Genomic DNA, 15,560 nt, shown 5'->3' on the forward strand with positions numbered 1-15,560 from the left:
CCTTGTGGGGGCGCGAGGGAGGCGGGCGCACGGCGAAGTCCTGGAGGGCAGCGGCGCCCCAGGGCACCTCCACGGTCGCGACGCGGGGGACCACCTGGCTGGACGTCGGCAGGCTGCGCGGATCCACCTTCAGCGCATGGCGGCCGGGGCGCAGGTGCGGGCCGCCGGTGAGGTCCGGCACGCGGGAGTCCACGCCGGTGAGGTGGTAGCGGCCGAAGGCATCGGTGCGCACCTCGCGGCCGGTGGCCAGCACCAGGCGCACGTCCGCGAGCCCGGGCTCGTCGGGTCCACAGAGCCCGTCTCCGTCCACGTCCACGCAGACGCGCCCGGCGATGGTCGCCGCCTGCGTTGACGAATCCGAGGACAGCGACTGCGCGGCAGCCACGGTCGACAGCAGGAGCAGCGCGAGCCAGAAGCCCGTGGGTGCGCCCGGCAGCGAGGCCCTCCACCCTGCCCCTGCCCTCAAGGCCGCACCTCTTCCATCGCCGTCACGCCGGTGCGCACGTCCGCCACGGAGAGGCTCACGGGGCCCTTCACGCCTTGCACGGTGAAGCGCGTGAGTCCGTCCTGCACGGACACATTCCCCTTCTCACCCTCGGACAGCGCGACGTGCAGCGGGCGGTCCTTCAGCACCTGGCCGCTCGGGTCCTCCACCCAGCACGTCACGCGGGCCCCCTCCACGCGCACACGCACGTTGACCGGCAGCGGCGGCGCCACCTCCACCCGCGCATCGATGCGCGCGGGCACCAGCGGCTCGGACTCCGGGAACACCGGCCCCTGGGGGCCCAGCACGTGCACCGTGACGTCGAGCCCCGGCCACACGGCGTGCGACACGCGCACCTTGCCGGGCACCATCCCGCCCACGAACACCGTCCCGTCTTCCCCCGTCGTCCGCGCCATGCCGTTCATGAGCAGCGGCTGACGGGGCACCGGCCAGCCCGCCAGGTCCACCACGCCCGCGACGAGCCCCGAGTCCTCCCGCCACACCGCGATCCGCGCGGGCTCCGTCCCGAGCGGACCGTACGCGCGCGCCATCACGTGCGTGCTCCCCGGGGACCCGTTCTCCGGCGCGGTCCACGGGACCGTGAACGTCCCCGGAGGGGACTCCACCGCCGGCCCCACGGTCCCCTCGGAAGAGGCCACATCCACCTTCGCCTCCGGCCGAGGCTGCCCGGCCGCGTCCCGCGCCGTCACCACCACCCGCGCCACCGAACCCGCGTGCACCAGCTGCTCGGACAGCGACACCTTCACGTCGCGCACCGCGCCCTGCACCAGTTGCATCGGCAGCGACTCACGCGACCCCGGGCCCCGCTGCGGCCACGCCGCGTCGATGCGCTCATCCGACGCCAGCGTGCGCGGCGCCGTATAGCGCCACTCCAGCATGCCGTTCGCGTCGCGCTGGGGCCCTTCCAGCCGGCCGTACTTCGCCTTCACCGTGACGCGCGCATTCGCGACGGGCTGCCCCTTCGGATCACTGGTCGCGCACAAGAGCCGGGCCTGGGACACGCCGTCCGCGGGCAGCCGCTGCGGGTTGAGCACGCAGGCCAGTCCATCCGTGGGTGGCAACTGGAGATCGATGGCGATGCGCTCCACGTGGCCCGTTTCATCCTTCACCTCGCCCTGGGCCTTCGGATAGCCGGGAGGCACCACCAACGGCAGGACGAAGCGCCCTTGCGCGTCCACCGGCACGGGCCCGAAGCGCGTCCCCGCCACCTCCAACGACACCTGGCCTCCAGGGTCGCTCTTGCCGGGCAGGTTCACCGACGACGCCAGCGGCACCAGCAGCCGCCCGTACGCGCCATGCACCGACTGGGGATGCGGCCACGCGGACAGTGCCACCAGGATGGCCGCCTCGGGCAGGCGCGTTGGAGGCAGCACGTAGCGAGCGGTGTACGTGCCCGGCCCCGTGTGCTTGAGCCCCTCCAACTGCCCGGTGCTCGCGCGCAGCACCGGCGGCGCGCCGCTGTCATCCGGCGTCCCATCCGCCCGCAGCCGCTTCACGGTGAGCGTCGCCTCCGTGTCGCGCCCCTTCACCGGCAGCGGAGGCTCCAGCGACAGCTCCATGTGGCTCGCGGGCGGCCCCACGTCGTAGCGGGCCTGGGCCTCCTCGCCGTCGCCCTTCACGCGCACCACCACCTCGCGCGCCTGGGGCTTGGGCACCACGGCCCAGGTGCGCAGCGGCGGAGCTTCCGGTCCGGGCTTGAGGTCCGCGCCCTCCGCCGTCACCGACGACGGGGTGAACGCCACGGGCAGGCCCCCGGCGTCCCGGCGCACCACCGCGACCGTGAAGCCCTCTGGAGGCACGGGCACGTCCGGGCCGAGCAGCTCCAGCGAAGCCGCCCAGACCGGGGCACAAACCAAGACCATCGCGGAGAGCAGGAGACGTTCCAGGGCTTCCCGACTCTACAAGGCCCTCCGCCGGGACTGCACCACTTTGGTGCCTCGGGCAGAGCAAAGAGACTCTGCGTCGAACCCGCGGACACTTCCGGCAACCCACCTCACCCAGCGGGTGGGCCCGTTCTTATAGGACCCGCGGGCCCTCCCGGCGGATCAGGGCGGGGAGTGCCCATCGGTTCACCAGGGAATCTCGGGCTCGATGATCGGCCGCGTGTCCAGAACCAGTTCGCGCTTCTCCTCCTTGGGAGTGCCCCCCACCCCCACGGCGGTCACCTGGACGGCGTTGGTGCCTTCCTTGAGGTCCAGGTTGAGCGTGAACCCCCCGTCCGCGTCGGTGGGCACGATGACGCCGCCCATCATCACCCGAGTGCCCGGATCAGTCTGCCCGGTGACGGCGAGTTTCGCCGCACGGAGCTTCTTGACCTTGGGCCACTCCATCTTCACGAACACGGTGCTGGGGATGGGGGCTGGCTCGGTGGGGGCCTGCCCGGGGCGGACGATGGACCGCTGACCGGCGCGGACGATGACGAACTTGCCCTCCTTGCCGGTCAGCTTCACGTCGCCTTCGCGCGTGCCCACGCTCACGGTGCCCTTGCCGTTGTTGCTCATGGTGAAGGTACCCTGGGCGGTGCTGGCCTCCGCTTCGGCGCCGTTCGCCTTCAGGATGAAGGTATGGCGGACGTTGGAACGGCCCCGCACGGTGGCGGTGGCCAGACCGCTGCTCAGCATCACCTTCGACAGCTCGTTCGACAGTTCCTCCACGGAGATCTCCGTCTCCGCCTCCAAGCGCAGCTCCACGGCCTCGCCGTTGAGCACCACGGCCCAGGACCCACGCCCTGTGCGCACCACGTCCGTGGGCCGCAGCGGCATGTCCTTGCGCGCGGGCTCCCAGTCCCCGGCCTCGCCGTGCTTCACGTCCACGGTGCCATCGAAGGAGCTCAGCACCAGCTCCACGGCCTTCTTCGCCTCCGCCTGCGTGACGGCGGGGCGCTGAGGCGCCTGTGGCGGCAGCGGCGCGGGAGGCTCCCGCAGGAAGACGAACCAGCCCACCGGCAGCGCGGCCAGGATGAGCACGAGCCCGATGAGGAACGGCGCCTGTCGCCTGCGGGATGGGGGAGCAGCCATGCGATGGCCCTAGCTACCACACGCGGCGGGCTTCATGCCCGGGGCAGCACCACGGTGAACCGGGCCCCCTGCCCTTCTTCCGAGCGGACCTCCAGCGTCCCCCCGGCCTCCGTGACGATGCGCCATGCGACGCTCAGTCCCAGGCCCACATTGGACCAGATGTCCTTGGTGGTGAAGAAGGGCTCGAAGATGCGCGGCCGGATGCTCTCCGCGATGCCCCTGCCGGTGTCCTCCACCTCCAGGGTGCACATCCCGTCGCGCTCGCCCGTGCGCAGGGTGAGGCGCTTCACCGGCGTCTTCAGCATCGCGGTGCGCGCGTTGGACAGGAGCGCCAGCACCACCTGCGACAGGTGACCGGGGTCCGCCTTCACCCGAGGCACCTGCGTGCTCAGCTCCGTCACCAGCTCGATGCCCTCCCCGCGCGTCTGGTTCTCCGTGAGGCTCAGCGCGTCGCGCACCACTGCGTTCAGATCAATCGGCCGCAGGTCCGGGCGCTCGCGCTGCTGGGAGAAGCGCAGTAGGTTCTGGGTGATGTCCTTGCAGCGCTTGGCGCTCTGCTCGATCTTGCGCAGCGTTTCGAAGTCCATGTCGTCCGGCGCCCGGTCCAGGAGCAGCAGCTGCACGTTGCCCAGGATGCCGGCCAGCGGATTGTTGATTTCGTGCGCCACGCCCGCGCCTAGCTGGCCCACCGCCGCCAGCTTCTGCGCCTCCACCAGCTGCAGCTGCGCCGCGCGCAGGTCCGCCGTGGCCTCCTCCACCCGGACACGCAGATCGTCGTTCCAGCTCATCAGCCGCGCGCGAGACGCCTCCAGCTCCTCGCCCATGCGGTTGAAGGTGGACGCAAGCTCGCTCAGTTCGTCCTGGCCCTCCACGCGCAGGCGGCGCTCCAGCTCTCCGCGGCCATAGGCCTCCGCGCCCTGCACCACGTCCGCGAGCCGCCGGTCCAACCGCCGCGTGAAGAGCGCCCCCAGTGCCAGGAGCACCACCAGCCCGCCCGCCACGGACGCGAGCACCGTGGTGCGCAGCTCCCGCACCGGCGTCAGCGCCAGGGCCTCGTCCTCCGTCACGACGACGCCCATCTCCAGCGTGTTCACCCACGCCACGCTCACCCGGCGCGCGGGGTCCTTCAATTGGAAGCTGCGCCCGCCTTCCGCGCCCAGGGCGGACTTCAGCGCCTCGCGCAGCTCCGGCTCCAGCGCCACCATGCGCCGCGTGGCCTGGGAGCTGGCCACGACGCGCCCCTCGGAGTCCACCACGTCCAGGCGCTGCCCGTCGTTCGCGCGCCGGGCGAGCAGCGCCTCCAGCTGCGTGAAGACGAGCTCCGCGATGGCGTACGGCGCATCCTCCGAAGCCCCCAGCTTCACCGCCACCGCCACGGCGGCCACGCCCGAGCCCGCGTGCACATACGCGCTGCCCAGCGCCGTCTGGCCCTTGCCCCCGTCCCGGAAGTTCTCCACCGGCACCGCGTGCGCCAGCTGACGGACGCGCGCGGCGTCGAAGGCGGGATGGCGCTCGAGCGGCTCCTCGCTCCGGAACACGGCGGGCCCCAGGGGCTGTCCGTTCGCGTCCGCCTGGATGACCGCGCTCACCGAGGTGGACTGGCCATACAGGAGCATCAGCATGCCGCGCACCTCGTCGGGCGTGGCGCGATCCCAGGGCAACAGCTCCGCGGAGCGGGCCAGGCCGTTGACGACCTCCATCAGGTTCGCCTCCACGGCCTCGGCGGTGGCGGTGGCGAGCGCGCGCTGCTGCTCGTCGATGCGCTGGGCCAGCGCGTGCTCCGAGCGCGAAAGCAGCAGGAAGCCGACGATGGCCAGGGGCAGCACCGTCGCGGCGAGCATGAAGAGGATGAGCTGCTGGTAGAGCCTCATCCCGTGACGGACCGGACCACGCGCTCCAGGTCGCTGCGCAGGAAGACGGAGCCGGAGATCGCCTTCGCCTTCTTCTTCATGTCCGCGGCCCGGCGCGCCAGCTCCGCGTGGTCATGCGCCACGCCATCCGTCATCACCGCCACCACGGACACGCTCATGACGGGGAACTGGCGCTTCTCCCCGAAGCGGTCCTCCGCCTCGATGTGGCCGCGCTCCCGGTCCTGACGGTCGTAGTAGAGCGGGATGATGCGGTCGAACTGTTCAATCGCCCGCTGGCACACCCGGTCCACGGACTCCACGGAGGTGATGAAGACGAAGTCGTCCCCGGCCACGTGGCCCAGGAAGTCCCCCGGGGCGCCTTCCTGCTGGAAGACCTCCCGCATCAGGTCGCCCGTCTGGCGCACCACGCCGTCCGCCTTCGCGAAGCCGTAGTAGTCGTTGTAGGCCTTGAGGTTGTCCAGGTCCAGGTAGCAGAACGCGAACGGCTGACGCGCGCCCAGCCGGCGCTGCACCTCGCGCTCGATGGCGGTGGAGCCGGGCAGCTGCGTGGTGGGCGACGAGGACAGCTCCTGCTCCTTGCGCCGCAGCATGCTCTCCACGCGCGCGCCCAGCTCCAGCGCGTCGAAGGGCTTGGTGATGTAGTCGTCCCCGCCCAGCTTCAGCGCGCGGACCTTGGACGTCGTCTCCGTGCGCGCGGAGATGAAGATGACGGAGATGTGGCCACTGGCGCGCTCGGCCTTGATCTCCTCCAGGAACGCGAACCCGTCGCCGTCCGGCAGCGTGACGTCCAGGAGCACCGCGTCCGGCCTGCGCTCGCGCATGGAGCGCCGGCCCTCCTCCACGCTGTGCGCGACGCCGACCTCGAAGCCCAGGCCCTCCAGCACCTCGCGGCAGATGGAGGCGATCTTCGCGTCGTCGTCCACCACCAGCACGCGGCCGTGCTGCGCCCCGGCGCGGCCCCGCGCCAGCGAGTCCACCGTGGCCAGCAGCTTGTCTCCGGCCAGGGGGCGCACGAGGAACGCGTCCGCGCCGGCCCGGAAGGCGCGCTGGCGCTCGTCGAACGCGGAGGTGAGCAGGAGCGGCGCGCGGCGCGTCTCCGGATCATTGCGGAGGATCTCCGCCAGCCGCAGGCCGTCCACGTCCGGCAGCCGCACCGACACCAGCACCACGTCCGGGTGGAGGTTGCGAGCGGCGGACAGGCCCTCCTCCGCCGAGGTCGCCAGGCGCACCCGGTAGCCCCGGGCGCCGAGCAGCGCCTTCATGATGTGGCCCACCTCGGGCTCGCCCTCGATGATGAGCACCTTGCCGCGCGAGTCCGCGCGGATGGGCTGCGGCGACGGCAGCAGCGTGTCCACGGCCGCCTGGGACAGCACGTCCTGGGGCGGCTCCGTGGGGAGCACGGCGATGAAGCGCACGCCGGTGTTTGACGGCTCGGACCAGATGCGGCCGCCGTGGGCCTCCACGATGTTGCGGCAGATGGGCAGGCCCAGGCCGGTGCCGCGCACGGTGCGGTTCGCCTGCGTGCGGGCCTGCTCGAAGCGGTCGAAGATGCGCTCCAGGCTCTCTTCCGGAATGGGGTCGCCGCTGTTCCAGCAGGAGAGCACCACGTAGCCGGGCAGGCTGGACGTGGCGCGCAGCTCCACGCGCACCTCGCCGCCTTCCGGCGTGAACTTCACCGCGTTGTTGAGCAGGTTGTTGAGCACCTGGTTCACGCGGTTGGGGTCCACCATGGCGCGCAGCGGGTGCTGCGGCAGCAGGGGCACCACGCGGATGCGCTTCTCCGCGAAGGCGGGCCCGTACTTCTCCACCACGCGCTGGACGAGTTCCTCCAGGTAGATGCGCTCGAAGCTCATCTTCAGCCGGCCCTGCGCGTACTTCGACAGGTCCAGCAGGTCATCCACGATGCTGTTGAGCTTCTCCGCGGAGTCCTTGGCCAGCGACAGGTAGCGGTGCTGCCGCTCGTTGATGTCCCCCGCCATCCGGTTGAGCACCAGATCCAACGCGCCGGTGATGGAGGTGAGCGGCGTGCGCAGCTCGTGGCTCACCATGGAGACGAAGGTGTCCTTGCGCTCCTCCAGCCGCTTCTGGTCGGTGATGTCGCGCAGCACCACGCACACGCCGCGCAGGGTGCCGCGCGCGTCGTTGACGGGCGTCACGGTGGTCTGCACGGTGCGGTCGAAGAGCTTCACGTCCTCGCGCAGCACCTGGTGGCCGCTGTACTCCAGGTTGCGGACCAGCTGGAACGGCTGGAAGCCCAGGCGCTCCTCCAGGAGCCGGTTGGAGGGCCCCTGCCCCTCCTCCCCCGCGTGCAGGATGCGGCGGGCCGCGGGGTTCATCACCACGATGTCGTTCTTCTCGTCGGTGAGCACCACGCCGTCCGCCATGGACGCGACCATGCGCTCCATGCGGTGGCGGGCCTCCTCCTCCGCGGAGCGCAGCGACTGGATGGCGTCCGCCGTCTGGTTGGCGAGCACGTCCAGCAACAGCCCGTCGTCCTCCGTGAACGCGTCCGCGCGGTGGGAGAACAGCGACAGCATGCCCACGGGCTTCCCCGCGGCGGTGAGGTTCACCGTGAGCTGGTTGGGGTAGACGACGGGGGACGCGGAGTCCTTGGTGGTGGTGCCGGTGACGCGGGTGATGACCCGATCCTCCGGCAGCGGCAGGCCGCTGCTCTTGCGGTACGCGCCGAGCATGGACTCCTTGACGCCCAGCAGCGCCTCTTCTCCCACGTTGCCCACGCAGCGCAGGCGCAGCGTGGCGCCGCGCTGACCGTCCGGCGCGATGAGGGCCGCGCCGCAGTCGTACGGCAGCACGCGGGCCACGGCGGTGAGCACGCGGTCGATGATGGCGTCGTAGCTGGCCGGGTCGTTCGCGCTGGCGCGGCTGACCTCATAGAGGACGAAGAGGGCCTCCACCCGCTGGTGCAGCTGGCGGATGAGCTTCTCCTTGTCCTTCTTGAGCTGGGCGAACTCCACCGCGTTCTTCACGGTGATGAGCAGGTCGTTCACGTCCCAGGGCTTGGTGACGTAGCGGTACACCTGGCCCTGGTTGATGGCCGCGATGATGTCCTGCGGGTCCGTGTAGGCGGTGAGCAGGAGCGTCGTGACGTCGATGCCCTCGGCTCTCGCGGCGTTGACCAGGTCGATGCCGGTCATCTCCGGCATGCGCTGGTCCGTGACGAGCACGTCCACGGACTCGGTGCGCAGGATTTCCAGGGCTGCCTTGCCGTGGGGGGCGGTGAGGACGCGGTAGCGTCGCTGGAACATCCGGCTGAGGATGTCCAGGACGTCGGCCTCGTCATCGACGAAGAGCAGCGTGTGGCGGAGGTCGGACACGGCGGCGCCAAGTGTACGCCGAGATCAACGTGCCTCCTCAAGCCGCGAGAAGGACGGACGGGAGGCAGCACGGCGGGTATGGGTGGGGGTACTGAACAGATTGACTCTACACGTATGTTCAGGGAGCATGGGCCACTGAAATTCTGTTGCCCATCACCGCCAGAGCAGGCGGGCGACCGAGCGAAGGAGTGCGGCCATGGAAGAGCTCACGGAGCGCCAGCGCGAAATCCTGACCTTCATCGTGAAGGAGACGGAGGTCCGAGGCTTCCCCCCGACCATCCGGGAGATTGGGGAGCACATGGACATCCGGTCGACCAACGGGGTGAACGACCACCTGAAGGCCCTGGAGCGCAAGGGCTACCTGACCCGGGGCGAGCAGCAGAGCCGCTCGCTGGTGCCCACCAAGCGGGCGAGGCTGCTCCTGGGCCTGGGGATGAAGAGCCGGGAGTCCGGCATGATCGAGATTCCCCTCCTGGGCAAGGTGGCGGCGGGTGCGCCGGCGCTGGCGCAGGAGCACATGGAGGACTCGGTCAAGATCGACAGCTTCCTGCTGGGCGGGGTGAATGGCCGGGAGGTGTTCGCGCTCCGCGTCAAGGGGCAGTCGATGATCGACGACGGCATCCACGACGGGGACTACCTCTTCGTGAAGAAGACGCCGTCGGCGCAGCCGGGTGAAATCGTGGTGGCGCTCATCGAGGACGAGGCCACGGTGAAGCGCTACTACCCGGAGCAGGACCGCATCCGCTTCCAGCCGGCGAACGCGACGATGCAGCCCATCTACGTGAACCGCGCGGACTTCCGCTCCACGATGATTTTGGGGCAGGTGGTGGGCGTGTACCGGAAGCTGCAGGGCGGCCGGACTTAAAGGCAGCGACATTCCGCCCGGGCACGGTGAGCCCGGGCGGGAGGCATCAGCGGACGGGGCAGGCACCGCAGTCGAGCGCGAAGCCGCAGCCGTCCGGCACGACGGTGCCGCAGGAGCGGCCCAGGGAAGCGCAGGTCGCGGGCGTGCAGCAGGTGTTGTCCGCGGTGCAGGTCTGGCCCTGGGGACACACGCCGCAGTCGAGGCGGCCGTGCATGGTGTCCTTGAAGCCACAGGCGACCTGGATGCTGGCGCAGAGTTCGGGCGCGGGGACGCCGTTCATGGTCCTGCGGCTCCCGACCTTCCCCTTGAGCACTTCCACTGAGAGGTAGGAGGTGACGGGCGCATCGGCGGAGGGGGTCTGGATGTTTACTCCCCGGCCCTGGGGTCCCAGCGAGCGCGTCAGCTCTCTCTTGAATTCAGTTCCAGGCAGGGTCGGGTCTTCCCAGGAATCGTACATCCACAGCCCGGCCTCGGTTCCAGGAGGGGGCGCTTCCGTGAGGAGGACGGTGGGCCAGAGACCGGAGGGCCAGGTGATCATCTCCGCGAAGCTGTTCCCCAGCACCATCGAAGGGGGCGACATGGCAGCACGGGGCAGGAACTCCAGTGGGCTCAGGCCGTTGAGCCTGATCAACAGCCCTTCGTGGACGGTGACCTCTTCTTGCGTCTCGCCGTGAAGGACCTGGAAGCCCCGGGTGATGTGAACGCGCTCCACTGACGTCACGGTGCCGAGCCTGGAGTTCTGGGAGCGAGGCCAGGTCCGGGGAGCCGGTGGAGGCGGCCGTTCGGCGCAAGCCAACGTCAGGCACAGCAACAGCAGACCGCACAGGCGCAGCATGTGTCTCCCCCTCGGACTCCAGGCACGGCGTGACAATCAGACTTCGGTGAACCGTATTCCCGTGGCGCGGATGCGCTCCAGCGCGACCTTGATGTCCTCGGAGACGATGAGGGCGATGGACCATCCCCACGTCCTGAACACCCGCGCATCGCCGACCTGGGATGGGTCAATGCGCATCCCGTCAACGTCGCGATACTCCCCAACCCGCTCCGGCCGGCCATCTTCAGGCATCCACCGGGTCACCTCCTCGGAGGCTTCGTCATCGATGCAGCGGATGAGCCGGGTCGCCACGAGGATGAAGTATGGCTCCGCATGTCCCTGGACGGCCACGGGCACAAGTTGGATGTCCTGCGCTGCCAGCTCTGAAAAAACAGCTGCGACCCGCGCGCTGAGCACAGGCGTACTGAATCCCGCCAGAGAGAAGTCGAGGGACATTCCCGGATGCTCCACGGGAACGAGCAACGCCTGTTGAGGAGGAACGGGTCGGCCCTCCCTGAACATCCAAGGGTCTTCGACTTCGTTCCCACTCGCATCCAGGGGGATGCCCAGCTCCCATCGCCCTGGGAGCGTGATGTCATCAAGAAGCCGGAAGTAGCGCCGTGGCATGAATGGCTCCGGGGTCACTCACTTCTCATGAGCAGCTTGTGGAGGCCTGAGCCTTGCGTCGTGGCCTCTTGTGCCAGCTTTCTGAGCTCGGCGACGAGAACCTCTCGGCATTGCTCGACACTTCGACAACCTCGGGTGGCCTCTTCCAGCCGGTCGTAGACGCGCTGATGGTACCTCTGAGGATGAGGCCCGCGATGGCCCGGGACCTCGACGACGTTCTCCGGGTCCTTCAGCTCCATCCCTGCTTTCTTGAAGATGCGCTGGAAGCGGGGCGTCCACGGTCCCCCGCGATGCGTGGAAACGTTGTTCCTGATGGTCGCCAGGTGGTGCTTCTGGCTGCCACCGCGTGACGACATGGCGACCGCGTTGGGCGCCAGCGCGATGGTGAAGCCATCCGCGGTCATGGCCACGGACCGCACGCCTCCAATGCTCACGTACGCGTAGCCAGCCTGGGCCTCCACCGCGAGCGCTGCCTGCGCGGAGCCCGGGAGCACCGGGGTCTTCGCCGCGAGCCCCACCGTGTTGCCCACCGCGGCCGTGGCCAGCATCACGAAGACCCGTGCGGCGTTCTTCCCCAGCACCTTCCCGTAGCCCTCCCCTGCTTCGCGCAAATCGTCGAACGTCAGCGCCCGGTCCGCCTGCTTCACCAACGTCAGCCACCCGTCCAGCAGCCCCCACACCGTGTCCACGCCCAGATACGCGATGGCCGTCGCGGTCATCAGTGCCGCGAGGCCCTTGGACACAGGCTCGGGCAAGGACCACAGCAGCAGGTACACCGTGACGGACGCCGTCACGGTGGCCAGGACCGCTTGCGGATTCACCACACCCCGCAATGCCTCCGCCGTCTCCTCCCAAACGGAATCCATCGCCAACGCCAGGGCCAGCGCATACCGCCCATCGCTTCCGAGCAGCGGCCCCTCTTCCAGCAGCGACAGGCAGTCCCGCCCCTGCCTCTTGCGCTCGCACCAGCGTCCATAGGCGCGCGTCAGCTCCGCCGACGCATCGTCCAGCAGGTGCAGCTCCCGCGCTTCCGCTTCTCCCAGGGGACGGATCCGATGCGTGCGTGCTTCGTACCCGAACACGCCACTGCGTTCGGGCATGCCGAACAACGTCCGCGCATCCCGCAGCGGATTCGCGAACGGTCGAACCTCGCGCGCGAGCTCCGAAACGACCTTCTTGAACTCGCCCTTCGTCAGCTCCGCGTCCTCCAACGGAGCCTCCTCCTCCACCCGGGGCGTCACGACGACCGGGTCCGCACGCCCCGTGTCCAGACGCACCACCCGGACGGACGCGCAGCCCGTCAGGAGGACCCACAACAGCAGGCAAAGCCACCCACGACGCATGCCTATGGGCACTTCACCACGCCACCATCCGTCGCCGCCGCGGCCACCCGGGCGCATGAGGCCTGCACGGTGGCCGTGTCCTTCAGGTCACGCGCGAGCCTCGCGGTGGACAACTGCAGCTCCATGTTCTTCGCGTGTCCCGGCTCCGAGCCCAGGCTCGTCAGGATGCGCAGCGCGTCCTGCTTGCGCCCCATCGCCGAGAGCAGGTCCGCCAGCTCCTGCATCTCCCCCACGTCCGCGCCCGACACCGTGTCCAGGGCCTTCTGCAGCTCCCCTTCCGCCGCCGCCCGGTCGTCTACCGTCAGGTGTGCCTTCGCGAGCGCCACGTGGACGACAGCGCGGTCCTTCACCTTCAGCGATTCGCCGTAGGCCTTCAGCGCCTCTTCGCGCTTGCCCAGCTTGAGCTGGATCTCCGCCACCAGCTCCCACAACGTCGGGTCCTTCGGCGACTTCTTCGCGGCCTCCTCGTACGCCGCCGCCGCTTCCGGCAAACGGCCCGCGCGAACCTCCGCGTCGCCCAGCGCCGTCAGCACCTCCGGCGTGCGCACGCCCTGCCCCGTCACCTGGCGCAACAGCCCCAGCACCTCGTCCTGCCGCCCCTGCTTCGTCAGCACGTCCACCGCCCGCACCAGCAGCTCGGCCTTCGACGCGTCCGGAGCGGCCTCCGCCGCCTGCGTGAAGGCGCGCACCGCCTCGTCGTGGTCGCCGCGCTCCTCGGCCAACTCACCCAGCTGCTCCAGCGCGTTGAAGTCCTTCGGATGCAGCGCCAGCGCCTTCTGCAGCGACTGCCGCGCTTCGTCCTTCTTGCCCAGCTGCGCCTGGATGAACCCCAGCCGGCTCCAGTTGGTGGAGCGCTTCGCATCCAACCGCAGCGCGGCCTCGAACTCCTTCGCGGCCTCCTCCAGCCGGCTCATCGAAAGGAGCACCTCGCCCCTCGCGGCGGGCAGGCGCGGATCGCCCGGTGCCAGCGTCTTCATCTCGTCGAAGGACTTGAGCGCGGCGTCGAAGTTGCCCTTGAGGTACTCGGAGTTGCCCTGGAGGTAGAGCCCTTCCGCCTGGTCCTTCGGGTCGAGCTTCGGCGTTTCGGTGCAGGCCCCGGAGGCCAGCAGGGCAATAAGCGGTAGGGCACGCAGACGCGAGGACATGAGAGGCTCCGGAAGACTCAGAAGTGATACGCGATGCCGGCGTTGACATCGAAGTTGAGGCCGTCGCCCGCGCCGTCGTCCGCGAGCCCCAGCACCGCCTGCGCGATGTTCGTTCCCAGCTCCAGCTGGAAGCCCACATGGCCCGCCAGCAGGTACTCCAACCCCACGAACCCCACGACGGACGGCAGCGGGCCCGTGCTCTGGAAGATGCCGTAGTCGCCAAACGACAACTGCACGCCCAGGCCGAAGCCCCAGTACGGCCGCAGGTCCTTCTCCAGGCGGTGATAGTGCCGCGCCCCCACGATGCTGGGCAGCACGTTGAGCTCGCCCTCGTCGTTGCCGCCGGCATGCACCCAGGTGAATCCGACCTGGACGAAGCCCTGCCATTCCGGGTGGAACCAGTAGCCCACCTCCAGGTCCAGGCCCGGGTTCAAGGACGACACCTTGTCGATGAAGCTGTTGTTGAAGCGCAGCCCCAAGGTCAGCCCGCCCCCCGGCGACGACGCGACCGCGCCGCCCAGGAGCGGCCGGGCCTGAACGAGCTCACCGGGCGACTCCAGCGCGATGCTCAACTCGTCGGACACGGCGACGACCGCGCGCAGGAGCTCACCGTCCTCGGAGGCCTCCGCACGCGGCCGGGCCAGGGTGCGGCCATCCCGCGTGTCCACGAGGCTCGCGGCGAGGAGGTACTGCCCCCCGAAGCGATCCAACCGGCCCGTGAGGACGTAGCGCGCGCCCGTCAGCGAGGACAGCTCCTGGACGCATTCGCCCTTTTCGCAAGGCGCGCTCCCCTCCAGCTCCTGCTGGCGTTCGGCGCCGACACGCTGTTGGAGCTCTCGCTGGGACATCACGCGCAGCCGGGGCGACTCCGCGAGCCGGCCCAGGATGAGCGACGTGATGCCCTGCGCGGCATCCTTCCCCGCCGCGTTGGCCGCCAGGGGCAGCACCGCCACCGTGGAGGGTTCGGCGACGGCCGCTCCCTCCTGGGCGAAGACAGGCGACGACAGCGCTACGAGGCACGTGATGAAGAGCCGGGGGAGGCGGGACACGGCCGACACTCTACCCTCCTCCCGGCCCGCGCCCAGGCCTTCCGTGGCCGCTTCCCTGCCCGCTCACTCCTGCTGGTTGAGCTTCGCCGCGATGGAACGCACCACGACGCGGGGGCTGACCCGCACCGAGAAGGCCGCCAGCCAGTTGAGCACGCCGTGGATGGAGACCACCCGCCCCTTCATCATCGCCGCGTAGGCATGGCCCGCGACCTCGGGTGCTTCCGCCACGCCCGGCCGCTTGAACAGGCGCGACTCCGCGTTGCCGGCGCGCCCGGCGAACTCCGTCTTCGTGGCGCCCGGGCAGTGACAGGTCACCGTCACGCCCGTGCCCTCCAGCTCGACCGCGAGCGCCTCCGTGAACGACAGCACGAACGCCTTCGTCGCGTAGTACGTGGCCATGTACGGCCCCGGCTGGAAGCCCGCGGTGGACGCGATGTTGAGGATGCGCCCCTGCTTGCGCTCGCGCATGGGCCGCGCGAACAGGTGCGTGAGCTTGAGCAGCGCGGCGCAGTTGACCTCCACCATCTCCGCCTCGCGCCCCAGGTCCTGATCCAGGAACAGCCCGGACGAACCGAACCCCGCGTTGTTGACGAGGAAGTCCACCGCGAGCCCCAGCTCCTGCACGCGCGCGAAGAGCTGCTCTGGCGCGGAGGGCTGTCCCAGGTCCGCCGGCAGCACGTGTGCCTTCACGCCGTGCGCCTGCTCCAGCCTGCGGGCCAGCTCCTCCAGCTTCGCCACGCCGCGCGCGACGAGGATGACGTCGTGCCCGTCCTTCGCGAACTGCTCCGCGAACTGCACTCCAAGCCCCGCTGACGCGCCGGTGATGAGCGCCACTTTCCGCGACATGGTGATGCCTCCCGGCGGGCCGATATAGCAGCACCCCGGGGACCCGCGCGCAGCCTCCCTCGTGCAGAAGGCCCCAGGCCCGCGCACAAAGCGGTTGCCCGTGGGGATCCACGGCCATATTCGGAAGAGGACCCCGAGGACGT

11 protein-coding genes and 1 pseudogene are annotated in these 15,560 nt (G+C 70.0%); 1 reads left to right on the forward strand and 11 read right to left on the reverse strand.

The features are described 5' to 3' along the window. From D7V80_RS06340 to D7V80_RS06360, 5 genes and pseudogenes are all read right to left on the reverse strand, one after another. Positions 1–403: pseudogene (locus D7V80_RS06340) on the reverse strand (flagellar motor protein); the annotation flags it as partial. Positions 404–462: 59 nt separating this feature from the next. Beyond that, positions 463–2,367 (reverse strand): Ig-like domain-containing protein, encoded by a 1,905-nt coding sequence (locus D7V80_RS06345; protein WP_120587304.1) that lies wholly within the window; start codon positions 2,365–2,367, stop codon positions 463–465. A 207-nt stretch (positions 2,368–2,574) separates the two neighbouring features. Further along, positions 2,575–3,522, reverse strand: coding sequence for a FecR domain-containing protein (locus D7V80_RS06350; protein WP_120587305.1), 948 nt, complete (start codon positions 3,520–3,522; stop codon positions 2,575–2,577). A gap of 32 nt (positions 3,523–3,554) precedes the next feature. After that, on the reverse strand, positions 3,555–5,393 hold the full coding sequence (locus D7V80_RS06355) for a sensor histidine kinase (protein WP_120587306.1): 1,839 nt from the start codon (positions 5,391–5,393) through the stop codon (positions 3,555–3,557). Further along, positions 5,390–8,728 carry a response regulator gene (locus tag D7V80_RS06360; protein WP_120587307.1) on the reverse strand — a complete coding sequence of 1,113 codons (3,339 nt, stop codon included), beginning with the start codon at positions 8,726–8,728 and terminating at the stop codon, positions 5,390–5,392. The genes D7V80_RS06355 and D7V80_RS06360 overlap by 4 nt, the downstream gene beginning before the upstream one ends. Before the next feature lie 196 nt (positions 8,729–8,924). Between D7V80_RS06360 and lexA the strand changes: the two genes are divergently transcribed. Beyond that, positions 8,925–9,593, forward strand: coding sequence for a transcriptional repressor LexA (lexA, locus tag D7V80_RS06365; protein WP_120587308.1), 669 nt, complete (start codon positions 8,925–8,927; stop codon positions 9,591–9,593). A 46-nt stretch (positions 9,594–9,639) separates the two neighbouring features. Here the strand turns inward: lexA and D7V80_RS06370 are convergent, their stop codons facing one another. The 6 genes from D7V80_RS06370 to D7V80_RS06395 all read right to left on the reverse strand — a co-directional run bounded on the left by D7V80_RS06370 (position 9,640) and on the right by D7V80_RS06395 (position 15,417). Next, on the reverse strand, positions 9,640–10,314 hold the full coding sequence (locus D7V80_RS06370) for a hypothetical protein (RefSeq protein WP_147446998.1): 675 nt from the start codon (positions 10,312–10,314) through the stop codon (positions 9,640–9,642). A 150-nt stretch (positions 10,315–10,464) separates the two neighbouring features. Continuing rightward, positions 10,465–11,034 (reverse strand): imm11 family protein, encoded by a 570-nt coding sequence (locus D7V80_RS06375; protein ID WP_120587349.1) that lies wholly within the window; start codon positions 11,032–11,034, stop codon positions 10,465–10,467. A 14-nt stretch (positions 11,035–11,048) separates the two neighbouring features. After that, entirely contained in the window at positions 11,049–12,377 is a 1,329-nt protein-coding gene (locus D7V80_RS06380) for an AHH domain-containing protein (protein ID WP_120587310.1), read from the reverse strand. A 2-nt stretch (positions 12,378–12,379) separates the two neighbouring features. Continuing rightward, positions 12,380–13,522 (reverse strand): lipopolysaccharide assembly protein LapB, encoded by a 1,143-nt coding sequence (locus D7V80_RS06385; RefSeq protein WP_120587311.1) that lies wholly within the window; start codon positions 13,520–13,522, stop codon positions 12,380–12,382. 17 nt (positions 13,523–13,539) lie between these two features. Next, complete coding sequence (locus D7V80_RS06390; protein ID WP_233585179.1) at positions 13,540–14,571, reverse strand: hypothetical protein; 1,032 nt, start codon at positions 14,569–14,571, stop codon at positions 13,540–13,542. Positions 14,572–14,634: 63 nt separating this feature from the next. Then, the gene (locus tag D7V80_RS06395) at positions 14,635–15,417 is read right to left on the reverse strand and encodes an SDR family oxidoreductase (protein ID WP_120587313.1); all 783 of its coding nucleotides are present in this window, start codon (positions 15,415–15,417) and stop codon (positions 14,635–14,637) included. Positions 15,418–15,560: the final 143 nt, after the last annotated feature.

This window comes from Corallococcus sp. CA054B, from assembly GCF_003611625.1.
Taxonomy (GTDB): Bacteria; Myxococcota; Myxococcia; order Myxococcales; family Myxococcaceae; genus Corallococcus; species Corallococcus coralloides.